This window comes from Aquimarina sp. AU58 (assembly GCF_900312745.1).
GTDB classification, from domain to species: domain Bacteria; phylum Bacteroidota; class Bacteroidia; order Flavobacteriales; family Flavobacteriaceae; genus Aquimarina; species Aquimarina spinulae.
Genome location: NZ_OMPD01000011.1, coordinates 20367 through 42994 on the forward strand (window position 1 = coordinate 20367; position 22628 = coordinate 42994).

The following is a 22628-nucleotide window of genomic DNA, read 5'->3' on the forward strand; positions in this document are numbered from 1 at the left end:
TTGTACACCCGAAATTTGTAAATTGCTTTTTTACAAAAAGGACTGCTATGGACGAAAAATTAATGTCGAAGAAAAAACCAACATATCCTATCAACGACAAGCTGGATGCATATCTGAAAGAATGTAATCGTAAAATTAAGATTCCGGTATTTTATGATGATTTACTTAGGTTTTCGGGTTCTATAGTTGTTTATGATAGCAAGGATGAGGATACGCTATGGGTACGGGTGTATTATGAAGAGCATGAGCGACCAGAAATAGAATCCAGCCTTAAAAAAGTATATACAATTCTGCATTCTGATGGTAATGAAGATGCTATTGAGTTTCTTAATATCGATGCTATAGACTATTGTACTTTTGGAAACTCAAAGCCTTTTAGAATAAAAGTTAGAAATATCCTTAATGATAACTATACATATATCTACGTAAAAAAGGCAGATGCTTCACGTATTTATGGATTAGAATTAGAGCATATGTTTTCACCAAATAGAATTAACTTTTTGGTATATAAAAATACACTTATTGAAGAACATATTGCAGGGATTCCTGGGGATGTATTTATTAAGGACTTTTTACCTGATTTAAGTGACCAGGCTAAGTCACAGATAGCAAAAGAATTTGTGAAATTTAATGAGCGTTGCCAAATGCGATTGCTAGGAGATATGCGGTCTTATAACTATGTGATTATTCCTATTCACGATTTTGACCATGTAGAATATAAGATAAGAGCTATTGATTTTGATCAGCAATGTTATGAAGGAAAACTAAAAGTATATCAACCTCAGTTTTTTAAAGAGAATTTTGATATGGTAGATATTGTTATGAGCAAGTTACAGCTAAGTTCTATCGAACAATATAAAAAAGAAGAACGGTCTATTTTGGCAAAACGAGTATTAACATCGAGATCCCGTTATGAAAATTTGGTTGAATGTATGTGTGCAGATCGTATCTCTACCCAAGAAAACCTGAAAGAACTTAGAGAACACCTCTATAATTTTACCTTGGATTTAAAATTTCGTCGCAGCAAATCAATGGGTGAAGTTCTTAAAACGGCAATGGATTTTGTACGACGTAATTATGAAAATGTAAATATGAGACGATTACTAGAGTGATGAGTTATGTCTTAAGTAAGAAGTTAGAGGTCCGAAGTCAATCTTGGAATTGTACATCGAACCTCCCATCTCAGACATTTGATTTATTTTATCTTCTTCTCTAGCCAAAAGTGCTTGGTCTGGAGTGGTCGTTCCAATTCCTACATTACCCGTAGTTGGAAAAGTGTTGTTTAGATCAATACTGATTAATGACACCAATACAAAAGATACTGATAGAAATATACTTTTCTTCATAGTTTAAAGATTAAGTAAATATTGATTTTGTAATAGGCCTGTATTTGAAAAATGAAGATGGTATTTTGAGATTATCGAACCTTAAGTCGGTAATAGATTAATTAAGCAGTTTTAAAATTTCTATCCAAGTAACTGTAGTAACCTCGCTCTAGAGCCTTATAAAGTTTACAAAACTGTCCTTATTTCTTGAAAACTCAAAGAATCAGGACAATATAATATCGATAGCTCCCTAGGTTTGGCAAATATTTGAAAACTAGATGTTACTTTAAAAACATATAGTGAAATCATAAAGACATATCCCTGAGTGTCTATAAAAGTTTAGGAGATTTTAATTTTAAAAATTTAACCATGTTGTCAAACATTTTAAACTTTACCAATGGTAAAACTATGAGGAAATTATTGATTAAAAACACCTTACCCCTGGGTGTATGTTTATTTCTGTTGAGTTGTACAGATCACGATGAGATCATGCATGAACCTGAAACTGAAGAATTAGGATGGAAAACTTTGGCAACATTGCAGCTGCCCAATAACAATACTGTAACATTCGAATTTAATGGCGAGGGTTTTTATTACGAAGAAAGAGGTTCGATGGACAATGAAATAATTGATTTTGACGAGAACGATGGCTGTCTTAAGCGATTTTTATTACTTACAGAAGACCATGTTGCAGTACCAAAAGCATTTATGGATTCACCCGAATCTGAAGATTTACAAAAGTTGATCTCTACCAGAAAAATGATAGAGAACCATAAAAGCCCCATAAGAATATCAGCATCAACAATGTCAAAATTAAAAAATCGAGCTGCTTCACCTGTTCCTGTTCAGTTATCGCAATGTAATAGCTTCCTTACAGGAGGGAAAAGAGTATGGGTCAATAGTTCAACCAATTCAGGTACAGCGTATTACTTTAATTATACACCTTTTAATTGGAATGCTGGTCCGGATACACATAATAATTGGACTGTAAGGAAGTCTTGCAGAGGACTTCGCTTTAAGGTTGGAAACTGTGATTATGACAGACAGGTTAAGTTTAGCGTAACTGAAGGTGAAGGAAATCATTTCAAAGAGATTAGACAAATAACTCTTTCACCTCGAACTCAGGTATCGTCTGGTTATATTTCAAATAAGTGGTTTAAACAAAGAGTAAGGGGGATAGAGTTTCATTGTGATTGGGATGTATGGAATGATAATAGAAAAGTAGGAGGAGAAGTACTCTTCTATCAGAAAGGGCCAGATACTTTTGATAACCCATTTGATTAACATCGATTGAAACAAAAATAGAATCACACTTTTTTATTTGTGTACTCCTATTCGGGGTACACAAATTTTTTGCTTTTCTTCAGTGTTGTGAAAGTCTCTACAAAATAAAAGCTTAATGTTAAGATATGAACAGAGGTAAGAAACGAAAAAAAACGTAAGACCTATGTATTTCAATCTCTTCCGTTTGATCTAACATCAGATTTACAAAATACCAATTCCCAGAAGTAGTGCAAAAACAATTAATAAAACTCCTACCACTATTTGAATCGTATGTATGGTGATTTTTTTAAGAAACTTATTCCCGATGTAAGCTCCAATAAAAGCCATTGATGTTGCAACTATAAGCATAGGGTAATTAAGTTGATCACCTAATTGTAAAAGATCTTTGGCATATATAGTTAGTCTCGAGATATCAATAAAGCAAGCAATAATAACTCCTGTGGCTATAAAAGCTTCTTTACTAAGTTTTGCCCGAATTAAAAAAGCTGTTCGTAATGCTCCTTGATGCCCCGATAATCCTCCAAAAAAGCCACTTAGTGCGCCACCCCAAGGTAAATATTTGATATCAAACTCTAATCGTTTCAACTTTGGAATAAGATCAAATAGAGAGAAAAAGATTAATACTATAGCAATACATAATTTTACTGCTGTGACTTCATATAGGGTATTAGAAATAGTGTAGCTAAATAAGGGGTCGATATAGGTAAGTTTTCCTAATGTATATGCGCCAAAAAAGGCACATACAATAGCAGGTAACCCAAAACGCAATACTGCTTGCAAATTAGCTTTTTTACCAACAAGAGTTAGTTTAAACAAATTGTTAAGCAGGTGTACTATTGCCGTAAGAGCGATTGCAATATCTATAGGAAAGAATATTGCAAATACCGGCATCAATAATGTACCTAACCCAAAACCAGAAAAAAATGTTAATCCTGATCCTAATAAAGCTATAATACCGACCAGAATAAAATCCATAATAGATGGTTATTAGCTTTTTGCTTTCTTAGGTCTTTTGTTCTTTATTGAAATATACCAAGTAGTAATACATTTGCTTTTCTTCGTCCCATCCTTTTTCTACAAATTTTTCCGCAGACTCTGGGTTAATGAAATCCATCTTTATCTGCACATTAGTGTCTAGATTGATGACATTTTTCATCTTTTTGCGAGCAGCAGTTACTGCATTATTAGCGATAGGAAAGGTGGTAAGGTCTTCGATTTGATATTTTGGTGCTTTTTCTGATTTGTAATGCTTAAATTCTGGAATCAAATCAGGATTATCAATTACATCATTTAAAAATGCAGACTCTTCAAATTCATCATTTTTGGCAAAGTGGTTTACAGCACGATTCATAAACATCACTTCTTCTTTTTTATCTTCGGCAGGAAGCACTACATCTTTTGCAAAATCCTGGCAGAATTTCATGTATTTTTTAGTGTAAAAATTCTCATCAGCAAAGGCCTCTACACCTAAGAAATGCTCTAACCAGTATTTTGTATCGTATCGATTAGAATCTACAGAAAGGATTTTATAACCTTCTTCTTTTTTGTGATTAAAAATTAAGCAGCCTTTATCAAGCTTATTCAGGTTTACACCTTGTTGGATTAATAATTCGATATCAACTTCTTTTTCTTCAAACTGAAGGAAATCATGTTTTAATTCTGATTTAAAGATACCTATAGCATCAACTTTTTCATTGTCGATAGTCACATTGTCTAAATAAGTGACATATACCTCACCACTTTTAATATGTGGATGTTGTGATTGCTCATACAATAATGAAGCAATTCGTTTAGATTTTTCATGAACTGAAGAAGGGTGTTCAAAAATTTCGGTTACAATTTTAAACAGTGGATTAAATTCTATATCTACTTCATTAGCAAATTGAAAATAATTCTCTTCCTTTTCTCTAAAAGGCTTAAAAAAATATTCTTTTAGAAGTGCAGTTAATTCGTCATTAAGGACATATGGCGATTCTGACAAGAATATATTTTCATTTTTATTCTTGTTTCCAACCCGGTGAACCGATAATGATTCGATTTGAGTGCTATATAAGTTGATCATTTTTTATAAGTTTCAAAGCTACTGAGTAGCAGAGTTTGTAGTTTGTTTTGAGGTTTTAATGGTTTTAATAAAGCTTGAAAGCATCCGTTCTAATTCCCTAGTGTCTTCATAAATAGCAATGAAGTTGTTTTCAGATATAAAATTCAAGTTTTTTCCAATTTCTAATTGCGTTTGTAGCTCAAAAAGTGAACTCATAGCAATATTAAGAAATTTTAAATAATCATTTTTTCCTTCTCTTCCATAGCCTTCGGCAATATTACTAGGAATAGAAATTGAGGCTCTTTTTATTTGAGATGTAAGACCGTAAATTTCTTCCTGAGGAAAACCTTTAGTTTCCTGGTATATCTTAGTAACAAGGGTTATAGCTTTTTGCCATATTTTTAAATTTCTGAAGGTACTCATATATACTTTGTGGCTTTGCTTCTATGAAACTTTGTTATCTAAATTAATTCCAATTCTCATCAAACCCCAAATCTTCATATTCATCAAGATCCATGAAATCTTTATTTTCACCCTCTTCATTAAAGTCGTCTAATTCGTCTGCTTTAAACTCTTTATCAGGTGCCTGATCAGGTATTTGACCATGAATATACATTACATTTGGGTATTCTCTTCCGTTTTCATATTCAGCAATTTCAGCAAGTTCTACCAAAAACGTCCACATGTTTAAGAAGTCATAGATATAGATTAACTTGGGAGAAGCCTCATGAGCCACATCAATAAGAGTAGTTTCATTCATTAATCTAACAGGCTGATTACCATCACTCATATCAAATAATGATATTTCTTCTCCTTGATTCCATTGATCATCACTAATGTAAAAAGAAGCCATTTCTGTTCCGTCAAAACCAAAAGATTGGGTTATTACATTATGAAACTGCTCTAAAGTAGCATCTTGTTCTATTTCAATATCTCTAAATACATCTTCTTCTGTATCCAGGATAATTCTGAAACGGTATATCATTATTAAATTAATTAATTAATTTGGAAATGCAAAGATACTATAAATGCATTGTTATTTACTAAAACGATGTAATGAAAAAGTCATTGCCCCTAATAAGAAAAAAGCAACAATTTGATGTAATACCCCTAATACTATGGGCACTCTAAAAATTAATGTAAATATTCCTAGCAAAAACTGGATACATACGATAATTACTAATGTATTTAATGAATTAGATTGAGTATTGTTTTTTTTAATTCTTTTACTTCTATACCAGATAAAGGCAATAAGTCCTACAACGATATAAGCCAGATAGCGATGTATGAACTGAACTCCGCTTTTTCCCTCTACAAAATTCTTGATTAAAGGAGATTGTTCTATATAAACAGATTCATGAATTAAAGTTCTGTCATTCATTAATGGCCAATGATTGTGTAGCAAGCCAGCATCTAATCCTGCCACAAAAGCACCATATATAATTTGAAGTAAAAGAACTACCAATCCCCATCGAATTAGATTTCTAAATTTAATGTCTATTTGTTTTTTGTCTGGATATATAAGATCTAGAGCTACCCAAAATGTATACGCAAAGGTTATAAATGCTGCAGTAAGATGCATGGCAAGTCGATAATGACTTACATCGGGCCTGTCGATTAACCCGCTTTTTACCATAAACCAGCCAAGAAATCCCTGAAAGCCTCCTAATAGCATAAGTATTATGGATTTTTTTATAGTGGGTTTCGTAAGTTGTTTCCTGATTAAGAAATATACGAATGGAATAATAAATACGATACCTATAAATCTTCCGATAACTCTATGTAACCATTCCCAAAAATAAATATCTTTAAAATCTTCGAGAGTAAATTGATGGTTTATCTTTTGATATTCGGGGTATTGTTTGTACAAATCAAATGCAGCATTCCATTCTGTTTCACTCATAGGAGGAATAGTGCCTGAAATTAACTTATAATTAGAGATTGATAGTCCAGAATGAGTAAGTCTGGTAATTCCACCAACAACAACCATAATAAAAATCAATAGACAGCCTGTGAGCAACCAGTATATTACCTTTTTATTGTCTTTTTTCATTTTTTTGCTAATACAAATTTTTGATATAGAAAATCTTAGTTACTTTTTAACCCTAATTCTTCACCTTTCTTTACCATATACTCATAAGCTGCTTCATGCTCATTAGGAATTTCGCCTTCTAGAATTGCTTCTTTTATGGCTTCTTTTATGATTCCTATTTCACGAGAGGGTTTGATATTAAAAGTATTCATAATCTCTTCTCCGGTAACAGGAGGTTGAAAGTTGCGAACATGATCTCGTTCTTCAACTTCAATCATTTTTTGCCTTACAATCTTGAAATTATTGTGATACTTTTTAAAGCGTTTTGGATTTTTGGTAGTAATATCGGCTTCACAAAGCGTCATTAACTCTTCAATATAATCTCCTGCATCAAATACCAGTCTTCGAACCGCAGAATCTGTAACTTCTGAAGCTATTACTATAGGCCTGGAGCTCATTAATACCATTTTTTGAACAAACTTCATTTTTTCATTCAAAGGCATTTTTAAACGCTTAAAGAGTTTGAATACCATTTTTGAACCCACAAATTCATGACCATGAAAAGTCCATCCTACTTTTTTGCTAAACTTTTTGGTAGGTGCTTTACCAATATCATGAAGTAAAGCTGCCCAGCGTAACCAGAGATCATCTGTGTTTTGGGCAATATTATCTACCACCTCTAAGGTGTGGTAAAAATTATCTTTATGTCGTTGTCCTTCGACTTCGTCTATACCTTTTAAATCAATAAGTTCGGGTAAAATATAATCCAAAAGACCTGTTTGTTCTAGTAATTTAAAACCTGTTGACGGTTTATCACTTAAAATAATTTTATGTAATTCGGTAATGATACGTTCTTTGGTAATGATCTTAATTCGATCTTTGTTTTTTGCAATAGCTTCTAGCGAGGTGGATTCTATTTTGAAATTGAGTTGAGTAGCAAAACGAATTGCTCTCATCATTCGCAAAGGATCATCAGAATACGTAATATCAGGATCTAGAGGAGTACGGATTATTTTTGATTTAAGATCTTCTAAACCATTAAAAGGATCCAGTATTTCTCCGTAATGTTCTGGTGATAGATGTAAAGCAAGAGTATTAATTGTAAAATCCCGTCTATTCTGGTCATCTTCTAAACTACCGTTTTCTACGGTGGGATTGCGACTATTTTCAGAGTAAGATTCTTTTCGTGCTCCAACAAATTCTACCTCAATATCCTCAGTTTTTAGCATTGCCGTACCATAGGTTTTAAAAATCTGTACTTTGGGATTACCCGGTAAAAGATTAGAGACTTCTTTTGCTAATGCTATACCGCTGCCAACAGCAACAATGTCAATATCTTTAGCAGTTTTTCTTTGCAATATATGATCTCTTACAAATCCACCGATAACATAGCTGTCTAGTTTTAGATTTGCTGATGCTTTGGCAATTGTATCAAAAATTGGATGTTGTAATGCTTCTTTATAATTTTTGATTTCCGACATGAATCAATTACTTCCTAATAATTTTTACGGTACTATCTCCTCCTATTTTAATAATCGAAGAAGGTTTAGCTCCTTTTTTTTGTAGGGGCAAATTTACGACATAGTCTACGCCTTCCAAAATTGCAGCAGGTATTTCTTTTAAGTTTTTTGGAGCAGGCATACCACTAATGTTAGCAGAAGTTGAGACGATAGGTCTTTTAAGCTTCCTAATTAGTTTTCCGCAAAAAGGATCTCTTACCACTCGAATACCTAATGTATTATCATCTGCAATAATATTTTCTGCCACATGTAGAGGCCTGTCATAGATAATAGTAGTAGGTTTTGAAGCATATTTTAGAATATCATAGGCTACTTCCGGAACTTCTTCTATGTATTGTTGCAGCATTTTAAAATCACTAACCAAACAAATCATGGATTTGCTTTCTTCCCGTTTTTTTAAGGCATATACCTTATCAACTGCTTCTGCATTAGTAGCATCACAACCAATACCCCAAATCGTATCGGTAGGATAGAGAATAATCCCTCCTTTTTTTAATGTGTTGATTGCATTTTGGATTTCTATGATTTGATCAGACATTAGTTTTGAATTAATAGATGATTATGAAATGGTATTACTTTAAAATTTCTTTTGTAAGAAAAGTTAAAGTAGTTGTAATTATTGTTTTTGCCAGTAACATGCTTATTGTTGAAAACATTCATTTATGAATTGGCCAATTTCATTATACAAATTCTGAATGCATGACAGAAATTATTTTGTGCAAAAATAATCTTAAAACCTTAATATTATGAAAAAAATCATTTTTTTACTGTTCATGATGACAGTAATCATTTCTTGCGAAAAAGGAGATGTCAATTCTACTGGAGAAGAGACAAACATCGAGTCAGCTATTGAATCAAAAACGGATAGATTTTCTTTTAAAGATTGGAATGAATTTAATGATCTTTATTCTAAGTTTTCAAAATTAGGTATGGAGGAGTTAGAAATGAACTCTTTTTTCTCATTTGATAGAGACCTGGAGGTTTCACCTGCAATTCAAGGGATTTTGAATAATGATAATGAGTTTGAATTAGATGGAAAAATCATTTGGTTTAATGCTGGTAAATTTTATGAACTTGATGAAGAAGGGATTGCAGCTCAAAAATCTAATATAGAAAACCTTAAAGAAGTTGGTTCTGTATCCTATACCCGAGTTAATCCGAAAGGAGTGCCTGGTAATGAGATAGGAATAGGTGCGGCAAAAACAGTTGTTGTGGATAATCAATATGAATTTAGAAAACAAAGATATGTAGAGAATTGCGGTTCGGGTAACGTTCAAGGAACTTCTCCTCGAGCTTTTAAATATGTGCATGAAGTTTATGCAGAACATTTAAATACAGGAGGACCTTTTCGGGTAGATACCTATAGAATATTCTTACGAGTAAAGTTAGAGTATAACCCTAAACGTAGAAGATGGAGACTTTCTGGAGAAAGAAGAGAAATTTCAATTAATTTAAGTAATAACTCTTTTTTAAGAAATCATAATGGTCCGGTTTCACCTCATCCAAGTGATGTTAATAATCGTTCTGTTGTATTTTCATCCTCTTGTGCTACTCATCAAACATTACTTCTTAATTCTGTCACTGCTCCAGGACCAATAGCTGGTGCTCATTGGGATATTAATGTAAGCGGAACCATAACAGAGAAGATGTATGGCGATGTAGAACGTAACCGATGGAGAGATCGAATTAATTGGTAGTTTGATCGACGCTAAAATTAGATAGAATTTAAAAATAAAGGGTTCCAACATTGGAACCCTTTATTAATTTATATATAAAATACCCTTTGTGTTTTAGAGTAAGTGATATGTTAATATGGATACTCTTATTATCCAAGGAAAGCAGATGAGTCATCTCTTTCTTAGATCTTACTTTTTAACAACTGTAGCATACTGTAGATATCTCATATCCATTGCTGTAAATAGAAAAGGAATATTATATAGAAATGGCTTAATAGATTTTGTTTTATTAATACCTTTATGAAGTACTATTTTATACCCTAATCTCGTATACATATTTGCAATACTCTTACCAGTAAAGAATCGCAAGTGTGTTTTATCCATTATACCGTGTTCTTCATATTCCCAGTTCTTTTTAAGTACCAGATTTTTTAAAGCACTATGGTATCTCATGTTAGGTATCGAGCTTATAATGACACCGTTTTGTGATAGTTTGTTTTTAATTTTTTCTAGCACCCAATATGGATCTACAAGATGTTCTAATACATCATTAAAGTAGATCACATCAAAATGATTATCTGGTAGCTCATCAATAAATTTTTCACATTCACCAATAAAAACTTTGTCGAGCACCTTTTCGGCTTTTTTTCCATGCTCTGGCATTAATTCAATACCCCAGGTTTCAGTATTGTGTTTTTCTTTAATAAAAGCAGCAAAAGTACCTTCTCCACAACCAACATCTAATACTGTTTTTGCTTCTTTTGGAAAAAAAGAAAACATTTCATTTCTGATATTATTGTAGTACCCCTCGGGTTTATTATCATAATCCATTATTATAATATTTTTTAGTTAATGATAATTTTTGCAATTACATTTTGAATAGAAATTATCACTTTATTTTTAGGATGCAATTACTAAATATCATGCAAATATATAGATCTATACTAAAATCACATTAATTAGTATAGATAATTGAAGTGTAGTAATTTTTTAAAACCTTATAAAAAAAGATTATTTTTTTACTAATAAAATTTGATATGCATTAATTAAAATCTCCCAATCTTTTTTTAGCATATACTCTACAACTGTTTTTCCTTTACCGCCTCCGGGAAGTCTGCAATCATCTATTAAAACGATAGATTTATCATGCAGTTTATCTTCAGCCAGGATAAATTCTTGTAAGTGATGTTCCTGACTTTTCTTTTGAATCTCTATATCGGTTTTTGAATAATCATAGCTATCTAAGTATAAAAAGTCGATAGATTCGTTGAAATTCTTTAAGAAGTCTAGAGAATCTCCTAGATATACTGTTGTACTATCTTGTAAACTTTCTTCTTGTACTGCTTCCTGAGCCCCTTGTACAGAATCTTTACTAATATCTACAGAATGCAATTTTGCACTATTTTCTTTTGCCCATTTACCAAAAACGATTGTTGCTCCACCATCAGTTTTAGTCGCTTTAAGACCATTTCTCGAAGTTCCTGTCTCTACCAATATTTTTGCATTTCGTTCATTTAAAAGCTGCAATGTTTTGGAAAAAGTTATGCGTCTTCTTCTAAAATTATATTTATAGGGCATAAAAGGATATAATGACTTATGTTTAATAAGTTTGAGGATTTTAGGAAATGCAATCCCCAATAGCACAAGAAGTAAAATGATAAATAGATAATTCATTATAATAATTTTAATATAATGCTGACAAATGTATTGATTTTAAAAATTACTTTTTTAGCAATATGATTCTTTAGTTTTAGTAAGTTTGTCTCTATTATTATTTTAAACATGAAAATAACACTGATTAGTCTAGATGTTTTGGGGATTAACGATGAAATTGCCAAGAGTCTAAAAAAGCAGGGATATGAAGTTAATCATATAAACTTTCACACTTTTAGGTATCAGTATCCTACAGTTTTTCATCGAATTTTTAATTTTATTGGGAAAACTTTTTTTAAGTATGATATAAAAAAGAATCACTTAAATAAAGAAATCCTTAAGCGATTAAATGAAATAGGGAAACAAGATAAAATTCTAATGCTTAACGCTAATTTTTTACTGCCTCAGATTATTAAAAATATAAGTTCATTTACAGAGGATTTGACAGCATTTTTTAATGATAATATAGAAAGAATACCAAAAATATTACTAGTAGCACCTTTTTTTAATGAGGTATATACTTTTGAGCCCAATGATTCAAAAAACCATAATTTTAAATTTGCAACAAATTATATTTTTAAAGAAAACAAAAATAACCTATCGATAGAACAAGAGGTTTTTAATATAAGTACGTTTAGTAAACGATCTAAAGTTATAGATAATATTGCATTACAATTAGATGAGTTAGGGGTTTCCTATAAAATTGTTAGTTTCGGTAAAAAGAAAATCGAATCTAAAAGTAGTGTAGAGTACGTTACAGAACGAATAAATATGAAAGAGGTTAATGAGTTAGTAGCTCATTCTAATGTATTGTTAGATATTCATAGAGAAGGACAAGATGGACTATCGTTTAGAGTTTTTGAAAGTTTAGGAAACAACAAAAAACTAATAACTACCAATGCAGCTATTGCTAGCTATGATTTTTATAACCCAAATAATATCTTAATCATAGATAAAAACGATATTCAAATTCCTAAATCTTTTTTTGAAAATAAATATGAAGAAATACCAGATGAAATCTATCAAAAGTACCTGATAGATAATTGGATAAAGAGAATTCTAAATTTATAATAAGGTGAAGAATAAAAGAGTATTTGTAGATTTTCATTACTTAAAAAACTTAAATAAAGGCTTTGGGCAATTTTCATATCATTTGTCTAAAGCTTTTTCATCTATTGATACCGATCTGAATTATGTTTTTTATACCCCCAAAAAAGGAGGTTATAAATCAATATTTAATCAGAAAAATATTTTTGTTAAATACTATTATTCAATACATCGCCAGTTGGGTGTTTTTGGTCGTAATTATATATTTCATTCTACTAACCAACTAAGTAAAATTGAACCTTCGAATAAGAAAATCCCATATGTTTTAACGATTCATGATATTAATTTTATGTATGAGGATACAGTAGATCAGAAAACGAAGGATTTTATTCAAAAGAAAATAGATAGAGCACAAGTACTTGTTTTTGTATCGCACTTTACCAAAGATGAGGTGAATAAGCATTTCAATGTTACTGCATCAAAAACACAAAAAGTAATCTATAATGGCAATTCTTTAAAAGAAACCTCGTTAATTGACCCTGAAAAGAATACAGATGATTATCTTTTTTGTATTACGGAAATGAGACCCTATAAAAACCTGGAGAAGCTTATTTTGATGATGAATCACATTCCAGAAAAATTTAAACTTATTCTTGCAGGAAAAGGTAGTAGCGATTATGTTTTATATTTAAAAAATGTAATTAAAGAAAATAACTTAGAAGATAGAGTTTTTTTGAAAGGTATTGTATCCGAAGAAACAAAAGTGAAGCTGTTTACTAATTGTTTTGCTTTTGTATTTCCTTCTTCAAGAGAAGGATTTGGATTACCAGTAGTTGAAGCATTAAACTTTAATAAACCTATTTTTCTTTATAATAAAACTTCTTTACCCGAAATAGGAGGAGAAGCATGTTTTTATTGGGAAGAATTAGGGGCTGAATATATGGCTGATGTGTTTTTAACAAAAATTGCCTATTTTGAGTCTAATAGACTTATAATGGAGGAAAAAATTAAAACCCAATTAGAAAAATTTAGTTGGCAAACAGCAGCATTAGAATACAATGAAATATACAAATCCTTACTGTAATTTATACTAAGTGTCTAAGTTTGTCTTATCCCCAAATACTAATTACCGAGGAACCGTATCAAAAAGTTACTTTTGTTTAGATTATTATACATAAAGAATGCAACGTAAATTTATCATACACCCAGATTATAAATCAGTTGAAACCGAAGTGCAGAAAACAATAGCGCATTTTGATGATTATCATGAAATATTGGGAGATGCAGAACGCAATGTTATAAAAATTGTAGAGATTGAAGGTAAAAAGTATACTATCAAATCATTCAAGATTCCTAATTTTATAAATCAGGTTGTATATCGATTCTTTAGAAAATCAAAGGCGGAAAGGTCTTATAATTATGCAAATAGATTATTAGAACTGGGAATAAAAACTCCATTCCCATTAGCCTATGATTTATATACTACCTTTTTTTTATTTAGAAAAAGCTATTATGTTAGTGAATTGCTCAATTATGATCTTACGTATCGCGAATTAGTACATGAGCCAGATTACCCAGATCATGAAGCTATTTTAAGAGCTTTTACAAGATTTACGTATGATCTTCATGAAAAAGGAATCCTGTTTTTAGATCATTCTCCCGGGAATACCTTGATCGTAAAGACAAGTTCTGGATATGATTTTTATTTGGTAGATCTAAATAGGATGGAGTTTAGGGATTTAGATATGGAAACCAGGATTCGTAATTTTTCGAGATTAACACCCAAAAAGGAAATGGTTGCAATTATGTCGAATGAATATGCCAAGTTAACTGGTGAGGATGAATCAATGCTGTATCAAAAGATGTGGGGACTTACTGAAGCATTTCAAAAGAAATATCATGATAAAATAGCGTTAAAAAGAAAAATCTTTTTCTGGAAGAAAAAATATCGGGAAGATTAAAAATGAACGGTTATGATTAAAGCGAAAGCCATTTTTTAAATTTTCCTAGTTTTTCAATAGCGACAAATATATTATTCTCGTGCGATACAGGTTTTAAAGCTACTTTTATCCTCGACTTAGAAGAGTAGTACATTTCTCCAATAGATTTTAAATGAACAATGTATTTTCTGTTTATTCTAAAATAATCTAACGGATTTAACTCTTGTTCTAGTTTTTTTAAAGAAAAATCAATTGGTATTTTCTTACCATCCCATAGTTTAATGAAAGTTAATTTTTCGTCTGTATAAAAATAGGCAACCTGATTAATATCTATTGTTTTTAAACTGGTATTCATCTTTATTAAAAATCGTTTTTTGTATTCATGATCATTGTGTAAAAACAAATCTTTATATTTTGGAAGTTGATTTTTATTAAGTAAAAAAAACTTATTTATACTACGTTGTAGTGTTTCTTTGGTAACTGGCTTTAAAAGGTAATCAATACTATTTTGTTCAAAAGCTTTGATAGCATATTCAGAGTAGGCGGTTGTAAATATTATAGGGACATTAATATCCAGTATTTTAAAAATTTCGAAAGAATACCCGTCAGATAAGTTAATATCTAAAAAAATGAGATCGGGATTTTCTGTAGATAGGTATTGTATAGATTCGTTTACAGAAGAAAGTACTTTTGTGATTATAATTTGGTCATTAACTTCCTGAATTAAGTTTTGTAATCTAATGGCAGCAATACTTTCGTCTTCTATAATAATACTTTTTATCATAATTCAGGTTCTATTAGAGGAATATAAGCAATATAATTGCCATTGATTATTTTAAAATGCGGAACTTCTGGATGCAGCATTTTATATTGATTGATTAGATTTTTAAGCCCTATTCCTAATGACTTTTCATAATGATGATTTTTAGGTTGAAAGTTATTCATTACTTTAATGCTATTACCTTCACTTATAATAGATATTTTTAACGGTTTATTACTCTCAATGACATTATGTTTTATGGCATTTTCTAGTAACAACTCTAAAGTCATAGGAGGTAGTAAAAAATTAAGTTTAGCTTCTTCGATATGATCTTCAAGAATTATGTGTTCTCCAAACCTTATTTTTTGTAAAGACATGTAGGAGTATATTAGTTTAAGCTCTTTTCTTAATGTTACTACAACTTCTTCACTTTGGGTTAAATTATACCTGTAGATATTAGATAGTTCTTGTAAAAAATATTCAGCCTTTTTGCTGTCAATACTAATTAAACCCAGAAGACTATTAAAACTATTAAAAAGAAAGTGGGGGTTTAATTGTTTCTTTAAGGCCAAATATTGAGCTATAGATTTTTCACTTTGGTACTGGGTTAGCTTTACTTTAATATCTTGTTTTTCTTTTTGAGACTCAAGAAAAATCTCAATAAAATATACAAATACAATTATAGAGAAACAAGCAAGTAATACTGCCCAAAAAGCTAAATCAAAGAAAGGTTCGGGGCCTTCATCATCATTAAAAAAATAAGAACTAAATCCTTTTAAAATAAAAGTTAATACTAGAGTTTTGATTGTAATAACTATAGCCCAAAAACTTAAAAAGCGTACTTTGTTTTTGCTTGTTATAATTTTGTTTGCAATAGTGTTTTTGATATACAATCTTGACCAAAAGACAAATAAAGTAAAGGAAAAACTGACAGGTAACAGAATTAAGGTTTCAATGATACCTTCTTCTAAACCATCGGCATAGATTTCACTAATAAGATGAAGAGCATTCAATAAAAGAATGATGAGCAGATAAAAATATATTCTGTTACTTTTCAATGTATACTATTTTAGTTTTCAGTAATGGTTACAGTATCTTCTTCTACATCTACTACATAAAAATACCCAAGGGCGCGATTGTTACTATTGTCTAAATTTATCAAATTTCCTCGTATTGATGCCGGAGGAGGATTACCAACTATTGGATTTCCTAAATTTCCAGTTTGGGTAAATAATTCTTTAAGGTAATCAAAATAAGGCTCTGATATAGATAATTGCTGTGCGGTTGCAATATCTCCAATTTCAAAAAAGATATCTTCGTTAGGTTTAACCCCAATACGTTGTTTTCCATCAAAAAACTCGTCTGATTCAACCAATACTTGACTATTACCCGGATCGGGAACGGTGACGAACTCATTATTTTTGAAGAGTCTGTAATGGTAAAAATTTTGAACATTAATAGGATCGGTTGTATCAAATTTTATAAAGTATCCTTCGTCTGCAAAAACGGTTTCTTCTTCAAACTCAAAATAAAACTTATCGAATCTGGGTACTTCTTCCTGTAGCGTATCGGTTCCCTGGTATGTTTCTCCTTTCCATAAGATTGTGATAGTATAGGTATTTCCGATTTCCAGGACTATGTCTGAGTTTTCATAAAATCCATTGTTTGTATGTTCAAAAATCCAGGAATTCGTACCATTAGATATAGTAACCTGAGCATCACTAACGAAAGGAAAATCTTTATTAGATAAAAAAGGTGCTGTGGTTAGTAATCTTATTTGTTGTGTGGTAACGGGAGTTTTGATATTTCGTTCCAAACCTCCGTCGATTACTAGTCGAGGTGGTGTTTCGACTAGAGAGATATCATTAGTAACATCTGTTTCACAAGAAGAAACGGTTATAATTAATAACGTAAACAGTATGGTGATTATATTTTTCATGCTAATAATTTTTTAAAATTTGAATTCGTATGATATACTAGGTACGATCCCAAAGAATGATAATTTGGTTGCTTGTGTCATTCCTGTAGCGATCTCTACGTTGTTAGTTTCGCCAATTTCATTGAAATAGATCGAGGCTGCATTTTGCCTGTTATACAGATTAACAATACTGAAAACCCATTTTCCTTTTTTACCTTTTTTTGGATTTAATGTTGCAGAAATATCTAACCTGTGATATGTAGGTAATCGATTGCCATTTCTATTGTTATAATCGGCTACTACTAGTCCATTTTGTGTATATCGTCCTGTAGGGTAAGTAACTGGTCTTCCTGAGCCAAAAATGAAGTTTGCCCCAAAATCCCATCTATTATTAAGTTTATAGAAACCAACCAGGTTTAGTTCGTGTAATTGATCACTATTGCTGGGGTAGTATTTATTATTGTTAATACCCAGTACTTTGTTTTCAGAGCGAGCGAGGGTATAACTCAGCCATCCTGTAAGCTTGCCTTCGTTTTTGTTAAGCTGTACTTCAAGTCCATATGCTCTTCCTTTTCCTTGTACGACCTGAGTTTCTATTTCTTCAGTAAATAAAAGGTCTGCTCCGTCAATAAAATCGGTTACATCTTTTAGTTTTTTATAATAAGCTTCAAGGCTTAGATCATATTTCCCTTTTTTAAAAGATTTAAAATATCCAAGTGCGAGCTGATCTGCTGATTGTGGTGATAAATACGGACCACTGGGCGACCATACATCTAGAGGAGTAGGAGAGGTAGTATTAGAAATAAGATGTAAATATTGATACATTTTATTATAACTTAGTTTTAAAGAATTAGATTCGTTTAAAAGGTATCGAATAGAAATTCTAGGTTCAAAACCATTAAATGTTTTAATGCGTTTTCCAGAGCTATAATTTGTGATCTGTGTAACTTCGTTTTCTTCATAAATATCTTGTTCTGCGTTATAGGTAAGAGGAGTTCCTGTATTATATTCACGAATGTCTCCCTTTCCTAACCTTGAGAAATTTGACCAACGTACTCCATATTGCAAACTTAAATCTTTAGAAAGTTTTTGTTTTAAATCGGCATAAACACCATTTTCTAAACCAAATTTCTGACTAAATTCTTCCTCATTAATAGTAGAGCCTTTAAAAGGGGATATTTTCCCTGGTTTGAAATTATAATATGTAATATCGATACCTGTTTTAAGAGTATTATTGTTATTAATAAACCAGGATAACCTTGGTTTGAAATTATAGTTAGTAATACTAGATTTCCATCTAAACTCAGATCCTGTTCTCAAATTATCAAGGTTATAATCGTAGTTGCTGTAGATAGCAGAGGTTTGCAAAAAGAGTTTTTCGTTAAGAATACTAGTCCAGCGTAAAGATGCTGACGTGTTTCCCCATATGGTTCCTAAAAACTTATCTAGCTCGAATTTATCCCGGCCAAAATATCCTGATAAAAATAAACGATTGTTGGTATTAATATTGTAATTCGATTTAAGGTTGAGGTCATAGAAAAAAAGCGAACTATCTTTAAAATCATCGGTAAGAAAAGTAAACAAGTCAATATAAGACCTTCTGCCTGCGAGCATATAGCTTCCAGAAGCTTCTTCTTTATTCCCTTTTAATATTGGCCCTTCTATAAGTGCTTTTGCCGAAATTAAACCAACTCCTATTTCTCCACCAAACTCTTTAGTATTACCCTCTCGTTGTTTTATGTCTAGTACCGATGATAATCTACCTCCATATATTGATGGGATTCCTCCTTTGTATAACTTTGCATTTTTAATAGCATTAGAATTAAAGACAGAGAAAAACCCAAACAGATGAGAGGCATTATAAATAGTAGCTTCGTCAAGAAGTATAAGGTTTTGGTCAACAGATCCACCTCTTACATTAAATCCAGAAGAAGCTTCATTAACACTGGATACGCCAGGTAATAATTGAAGTGATTTTAGTACATCTGGCTCACCAAGTATAGCAGGTAGTTTTTTGATGGTTTCTCCTTTTAAGGATATCACACTCATTTCGGTCGACTCGATATTCTTTCGAGTTGTATTAGAAGAAATTATAATCTCATCTAATTCTGCCAATTCTTCGGTGAGATCGAAATCTATTTTCTGATTACGAGCTATACTAATCTCTTTACTAATGGTTTTATATCCTAAATAGCTAATTTCAATTTGGTGAATGCCTTTTTTTAGGTTTATAGAATAAAAACCATAGTCGTTTGTGGTAGTTCCGTAAGTATTATTAATAATAATATTAACTCCCAGTAGCTTTTCTCCAGAAAGATTGTCTTTTACATATCCACTTATTGAAAATTTTTCCTGGGCATAGCTTCCAAAGCAAAATAAACAAAATAGGTATACAAGTTGTTTCTTCATATTTGATATAGTTTTAAACAATTTTTATTCAAAACTATATCTGTTGTATATTATGTATTCTAAAATAAAGAAGAACCTCGAAAAAACCTGATAAGCCTGGTTTTTTTAAAAAGAAGATTTTTTTTCTGAGAAATAATATAGAAACCTCTAAATGTTATTTTCGATTTTTTCTAAATAACCAAAGCTTTACATATCTCATAAAAACTGCATATGCCTGAACATAACCTATAACTAAACCAGGAACACCGTCTCTAAATCCACTTTGTATAATGTAATGTTTAAAAAAGGCCCAAAAAGGTTTTATTACAAAATGATATGGAGTTAATCGTTTTGTTTTTTTGTCATAATCTTCTGCTTGCCAGGAAGCATATCTGTTTAATTTATTGATATAAGCGTCAAAGGTAGTGTATGTGTTATGGTAAAATTTATTTTTTAATATTCCTATTTTACCTGGAGTAACAATTTCTTCATGTACATGTCTGTCATCATATTTACATTGATCTCTATGAAATAATCGAATAACTTTATCATTTCTCCATCCGCTATAATGTATCCTTTCTCCCATAAAATGATTCATTCGCTTTATCCAGTATGCTACAAAATTATCTTTTCCGGGATCTTTTAATACCTCTAGCACTTCATTTTTAAGCTCAGGGGTTACTCTTTCGTCAGCATCAACTAATAATATCCATTGGTGCGTAGCTTGAGGAATAGCCCAATTTTTTTGAAACGAAGGATAATCGAATTTTCTTTGAATAATGAAATCTGTATATTCTCTTGCGATTTCGACCGTTTTATCTGTACTAAAAGAATCAACAACCATAATTTCATCAGCAAATGAAACTGATTCTAATACATCTTTGATATTATGTTCTTCGTTATAGCAGGGGACTATAGCGGTAACTTTTTCTCTATGTAAAATCTCTTTTTCTATGATGATTTGGTTTTAAAAATGCAAATTACAAGTTTTTACTTAAAAAATTATGCAATTGATTAATGAATAATTCTGTTTTAAAATTAGGGTAAAGTTCTAAAGAATTCTTTTTAAGTTCTTTATTACTTTTGTTTAAAAATAATTCAGGCATATAATCAGATAAGTGAACCGATGTTTGTCTTTCTCCATCCTCAAACATATTCCAATCTTTTTTATGAATCCAGGGAGAAAAAATAGTAAAAGTAGGTATGTCAAGTGCTTTGGCCATATTTACTGCACCTCCTTCATTGCCTATTAACGCATCGCAATGAGAGAGAATTGCCAGGAATCCTCGTAAACTTTTGGCAAATACATCAAAATGAATATGCCTCTGCGTTTTAGGCATGGTAAGGTTGTAGATTGTACGGGCATCTTTTTCCTGATTTGGGATGTAATTAAAAAGAATATTTGCATCTGTATTCTTAACAACTGCATCTATAGCTTCTGCCATATACTCAAAAGGAAGTGTTTTTCTCATTTCACTACCCAAAACACTAATCATTATTAACGGCGTCTTGGTAACAATTCCGTTGGATTCTAAAAACTCACGAGCTTTTTCTTTTTCTTCTTTAGTTAAAAATATTTTCGGTCTTGTAATCTCAGAAGTGATTCTGTTTTCAGGAAAAACCAAACGTAATCTATTTTCTATTGCTATACTAGCATTTGTAATAGGAGCAAGATTTCTTTTAATGGTTTTTGTGTAAAAAAACTGAGTATACCATTTATAGAAAGATACTCTTTTTGAAGCACCAGAAAATAGAGTGATGAGGTTGCTTTCTAATTTCCCATATACATCGATTACATGATCATATTTAGACTTTCGTATTTCTTTTAGAAAAGCATAAAAGGCCCTTTTGTCATTTTGATATTCATTTTTAAATTCTATAATATGATCAAAAAATGGATTTTCTGTTATGACAGATTTAGTATTAGAGTTCACCAAAAAATCAATAGTAGCATTAGGGTGCTCTTTTCGTAATGCTTCACAAATAATAGTACTTGTGAGCACATCGCCAATCATCTTTTGTTGAATAACCAAAATCTTCATATGCTATTGATCAAAATAATTGAGCTTGTCCTAAAAAAGAGAAGACAAGCTCAAGTTTCTTTCTCCATGCTTTACACTATACGGCTACATCATATTCACGAAGAGCATCATTAAGTGAAGTTTTTTTGTCTGTACTTTCCTTACGTTTTCCAATAATTAAAGCGCAAGGTACATTAAATTCTCCAGCAGCAAATTTCTTAGTATAACTTCCTGGGATTACAACAGACCCTGAAGGAACAACTCCTTTTCTTTCTACAGGAGTACTTCCTGTAACATCAATAATCTTGGTAGATGCTGTTAATACTACATTAGCACCTAATACAGCTTCTTTTTCTACTCGAACTCCTTCGACTACAATACATCTGGATCCTATAAATGCATTGTCCTCTATAATTACAGGAGCAGCCTGTAATGGCTCTAAAACACCACCAATGCCAACACCACCACTAAGATGAACATTTTTTCCTATTTGAGCACAGCTACCCACAGTTGCCCATGTATCTACCATAGTTCCCTTATCTACATAGGCTCCTATGTTTACATAACTAGGCATTAAGATAGTGCCAGGAGAGATGTAAGCCCCGTGACGGGCAACAGCATTAGGAACTACACGAATTCCTTTGGCTTCATATCCTTTTTTTAATGGAATTTTGTCGTGATATTCAAAAATTCCAGCTTCTAGAGTTTCCATTTTTTGAATAGGGAAATATAATACTACTCCTTTTTTTACCCATTCATTTACTTGCCAGCCACCTTCTACAGGTTCTGCAACTCTAAGTTTTCCAGAGTCCAATAAGTTAATTACTTCACGTATTGCACTTTGGGTATTTGATTCTTTTAAAAGCTCTCTGTTTTCCCAAGCTTTTTCTATGGTTTCCTTTAGTTGGTTCATCGAATAAAAAATTTTGGTAAAGATAATAGCTTCCTTCGAAAAAAGTATCGATTATAGATATTTTAGGAAACCATTAATAAATAAGTGTCGTTTTGTAATAATATTATATT

General features: G+C 31.3%; 23 protein-coding genes. 6 read left to right on the forward strand and 17 right to left on the reverse strand.

Annotated features, from left to right (window positions below; all coding sequences use genetic code 11):
* Positions 1-47 precede the first annotated feature (47 nt).
* Positions 48-1112 (forward strand): hypothetical protein, encoded by a 1065-nt coding sequence (locus tag DK441_RS10030; RefSeq protein ID WP_109098617.1) that lies wholly within the window; start codon positions 48-50, stop codon positions 1110-1112.
* Here DK441_RS10030 and DK441_RS10035 read toward each other — a convergent pair.
* Positions 1104-1346, reverse strand: coding sequence for a hypothetical protein (locus DK441_RS10035; RefSeq protein WP_109098618.1), 243 nt, complete (start codon positions 1344-1346; stop codon positions 1104-1106). The two genes, DK441_RS10030 and DK441_RS10035, sit on opposite strands and share 9 nt — an antisense overlap.
* 387 nt (positions 1347-1733) lie before the next feature.
* Here DK441_RS10035 and DK441_RS10040 point away from each other — a divergent pair, with 387 nt between their 5' ends.
* Positions 1734-2609 (forward strand): hypothetical protein, encoded by an 876-nt coding sequence (locus DK441_RS10040; protein WP_160112033.1) that lies wholly within the window; start codon positions 1734-1736, stop codon positions 2607-2609.
* Between the two features lie 201 nt (positions 2610-2810).
* On the opposite strand, the gene DK441_RS10045 is transcribed toward DK441_RS10040, so the two are convergent.
* The 7 genes from DK441_RS10045 to DK441_RS10070 are packed head-to-tail and all read right to left on the reverse strand — an operon-like array spanning position 2811 to position 8740.
* Entirely contained in the window at positions 2811-3584 is a 774-nt protein-coding gene (locus tag DK441_RS10045) for a sulfite exporter TauE/SafE family protein (RefSeq protein ID WP_109098620.1), read from the reverse strand.
* A gap of 28 nt (positions 3585-3612) precedes the next feature.
* Positions 3613-4671 carry a nucleoid-associated protein gene (locus DK441_RS10050; RefSeq protein ID WP_109098621.1) on the reverse strand — a complete coding sequence of 353 codons (1059 nt, stop codon included), beginning with the start codon at positions 4669-4671 and terminating at the stop codon, positions 3613-3615.
* An 18-nt stretch (positions 4672-4689) separates the two neighbouring features.
* A complete protein-coding gene (locus DK441_RS26890; protein ID WP_199915413.1) occupies positions 4690-5073 on the reverse strand; it encodes a four helix bundle protein in 384 nt (127 codons plus the stop codon).
* A 43-nt stretch (positions 5074-5116) separates the two neighbouring features.
* Positions 5117-5635 carry a hypothetical protein gene (locus tag DK441_RS10055; RefSeq protein ID WP_109098622.1) on the reverse strand — a complete coding sequence of 173 codons (519 nt, stop codon included), beginning with the start codon at positions 5633-5635 and terminating at the stop codon, positions 5117-5119.
* 51 nt (positions 5636-5686) lie between these two features.
* Complete coding sequence (locus DK441_RS10060) at positions 5687-6703, reverse strand: COX15/CtaA family protein (protein WP_109098623.1); 1017 nt, start codon at positions 6701-6703, stop codon at positions 5687-5689.
* Positions 6704-6738: 35 nt separating this feature from the next.
* A complete protein-coding gene (locus DK441_RS10065; RefSeq protein ID WP_109098624.1) occupies positions 6739-8163 on the reverse strand; it encodes a CCA tRNA nucleotidyltransferase in 1425 nt (474 codons plus the stop codon).
* Between the two features lie 7 nt (positions 8164-8170).
* Positions 8171-8740 (reverse strand): L-threonylcarbamoyladenylate synthase, encoded by a 570-nt coding sequence (locus tag DK441_RS10070; protein ID WP_109098625.1) that lies wholly within the window; start codon positions 8738-8740, stop codon positions 8171-8173.
* Positions 8741-8948: 208 nt separating this feature from the next.
* Here DK441_RS10070 and DK441_RS10075 point away from each other — a divergent pair, with 208 nt between their 5' ends.
* Positions 8949-9899: a hypothetical protein gene (locus DK441_RS10075; RefSeq protein ID WP_109098626.1), complete on the forward strand. Its 951-nt coding sequence runs from the start codon at positions 8949-8951 to the stop codon at positions 9897-9899.
* Between the two features lie 168 nt (positions 9900-10067).
* Here the strand turns inward: DK441_RS10075 and DK441_RS10080 are convergent, their stop codons facing one another.
* Together DK441_RS10080 and DK441_RS10085 are read right to left on the reverse strand one after the other, a co-directional pair.
* On the reverse strand, positions 10068-10709 hold the full coding sequence (locus tag DK441_RS10080; RefSeq protein ID WP_074408642.1) for a class I SAM-dependent methyltransferase: 642 nt from the start codon (positions 10707-10709) through the stop codon (positions 10068-10070).
* Between the two features lie 180 nt (positions 10710-10889).
* Entirely contained in the window at positions 10890-11552 is a 663-nt protein-coding gene (locus DK441_RS10085) for a class I SAM-dependent methyltransferase (RefSeq protein ID WP_109098627.1), read from the reverse strand.
* Positions 11553-11660: 108 nt separating this feature from the next.
* Between DK441_RS10085 and DK441_RS10090 the strand changes: the two genes are divergently transcribed.
* The 3 genes from DK441_RS10090 (at position 11661) to DK441_RS10100 (ending at position 14539) form a co-directional block, all read left to right on the forward strand.
* Positions 11661-12602, forward strand: coding sequence for a hypothetical protein (locus DK441_RS10090; protein WP_109098628.1), 942 nt, complete (start codon positions 11661-11663; stop codon positions 12600-12602).
* Positions 12603-12606: 4 nt separating this feature from the next.
* Positions 12607-13662 carry a glycosyltransferase family 1 protein gene (locus DK441_RS10095; protein WP_109098629.1) on the forward strand — a complete coding sequence of 352 codons (1056 nt, stop codon included), beginning with the start codon at positions 12607-12609 and terminating at the stop codon, positions 13660-13662.
* Positions 13663-13759: 97 nt separating this feature from the next.
* On the forward strand, positions 13760-14539 hold the full coding sequence (locus DK441_RS10100) for a lipopolysaccharide kinase InaA family protein (RefSeq protein ID WP_109098630.1): 780 nt from the start codon (positions 13760-13762) through the stop codon (positions 14537-14539).
* A 16-nt stretch (positions 14540-14555) separates the two neighbouring features.
* Here the strand turns inward: DK441_RS10100 and DK441_RS10105 are convergent, their stop codons facing one another.
* The 7 genes from DK441_RS10105 to DK441_RS10135 all read right to left on the reverse strand — a co-directional run bounded on the left by DK441_RS10105 (position 14556) and on the right by DK441_RS10135 (position 22518).
* Positions 14556-15302: a LytTR family DNA-binding domain-containing protein gene (locus DK441_RS10105; protein WP_109098631.1), complete on the reverse strand. Its 747-nt coding sequence runs from the start codon at positions 15300-15302 to the stop codon at positions 14556-14558.
* The gene (locus DK441_RS10110; protein WP_109098632.1) at positions 15299-16336 is read right to left on the reverse strand and encodes a sensor histidine kinase; all 1038 of its coding nucleotides are present in this window, start codon (positions 16334-16336) and stop codon (positions 15299-15301) included. The genes DK441_RS10105 and DK441_RS10110 overlap by 4 nt, the downstream gene beginning before the upstream one ends.
* 11 nt (positions 16337-16347) lie before the next feature.
* Entirely contained in the window at positions 16348-17217 is an 870-nt protein-coding gene (locus DK441_RS10115; RefSeq protein WP_109098633.1) for a DUF4249 domain-containing protein, read from the reverse strand.
* A gap of 12 nt (positions 17218-17229) precedes the next feature.
* Entirely contained in the window at positions 17230-19605 is a 2376-nt protein-coding gene (locus tag DK441_RS10120) for a TonB-dependent receptor (RefSeq protein WP_109098634.1), read from the reverse strand.
* 154 nt (positions 19606-19759) lie between these two features.
* On the reverse strand, positions 19760-20527 hold the full coding sequence (locus tag DK441_RS10125) for a glycosyltransferase family 2 protein (RefSeq protein WP_109098635.1): 768 nt from the start codon (positions 20525-20527) through the stop codon (positions 19760-19762).
* Positions 20528-20564: 37 nt separating this feature from the next.
* Positions 20565-21626 (reverse strand): glycosyltransferase family 9 protein, encoded by a 1062-nt coding sequence (locus DK441_RS10130; protein ID WP_109098636.1) that lies wholly within the window; start codon positions 21624-21626, stop codon positions 20565-20567.
* A 76-nt stretch (positions 21627-21702) separates the two neighbouring features.
* On the reverse strand, positions 21703-22518 hold the full coding sequence (locus DK441_RS10135; protein WP_109098637.1) for a 2,3,4,5-tetrahydropyridine-2,6-dicarboxylate N-succinyltransferase: 816 nt from the start codon (positions 22516-22518) through the stop codon (positions 21703-21705).
* Positions 22519-22628: the final 110 nt, after the last annotated feature.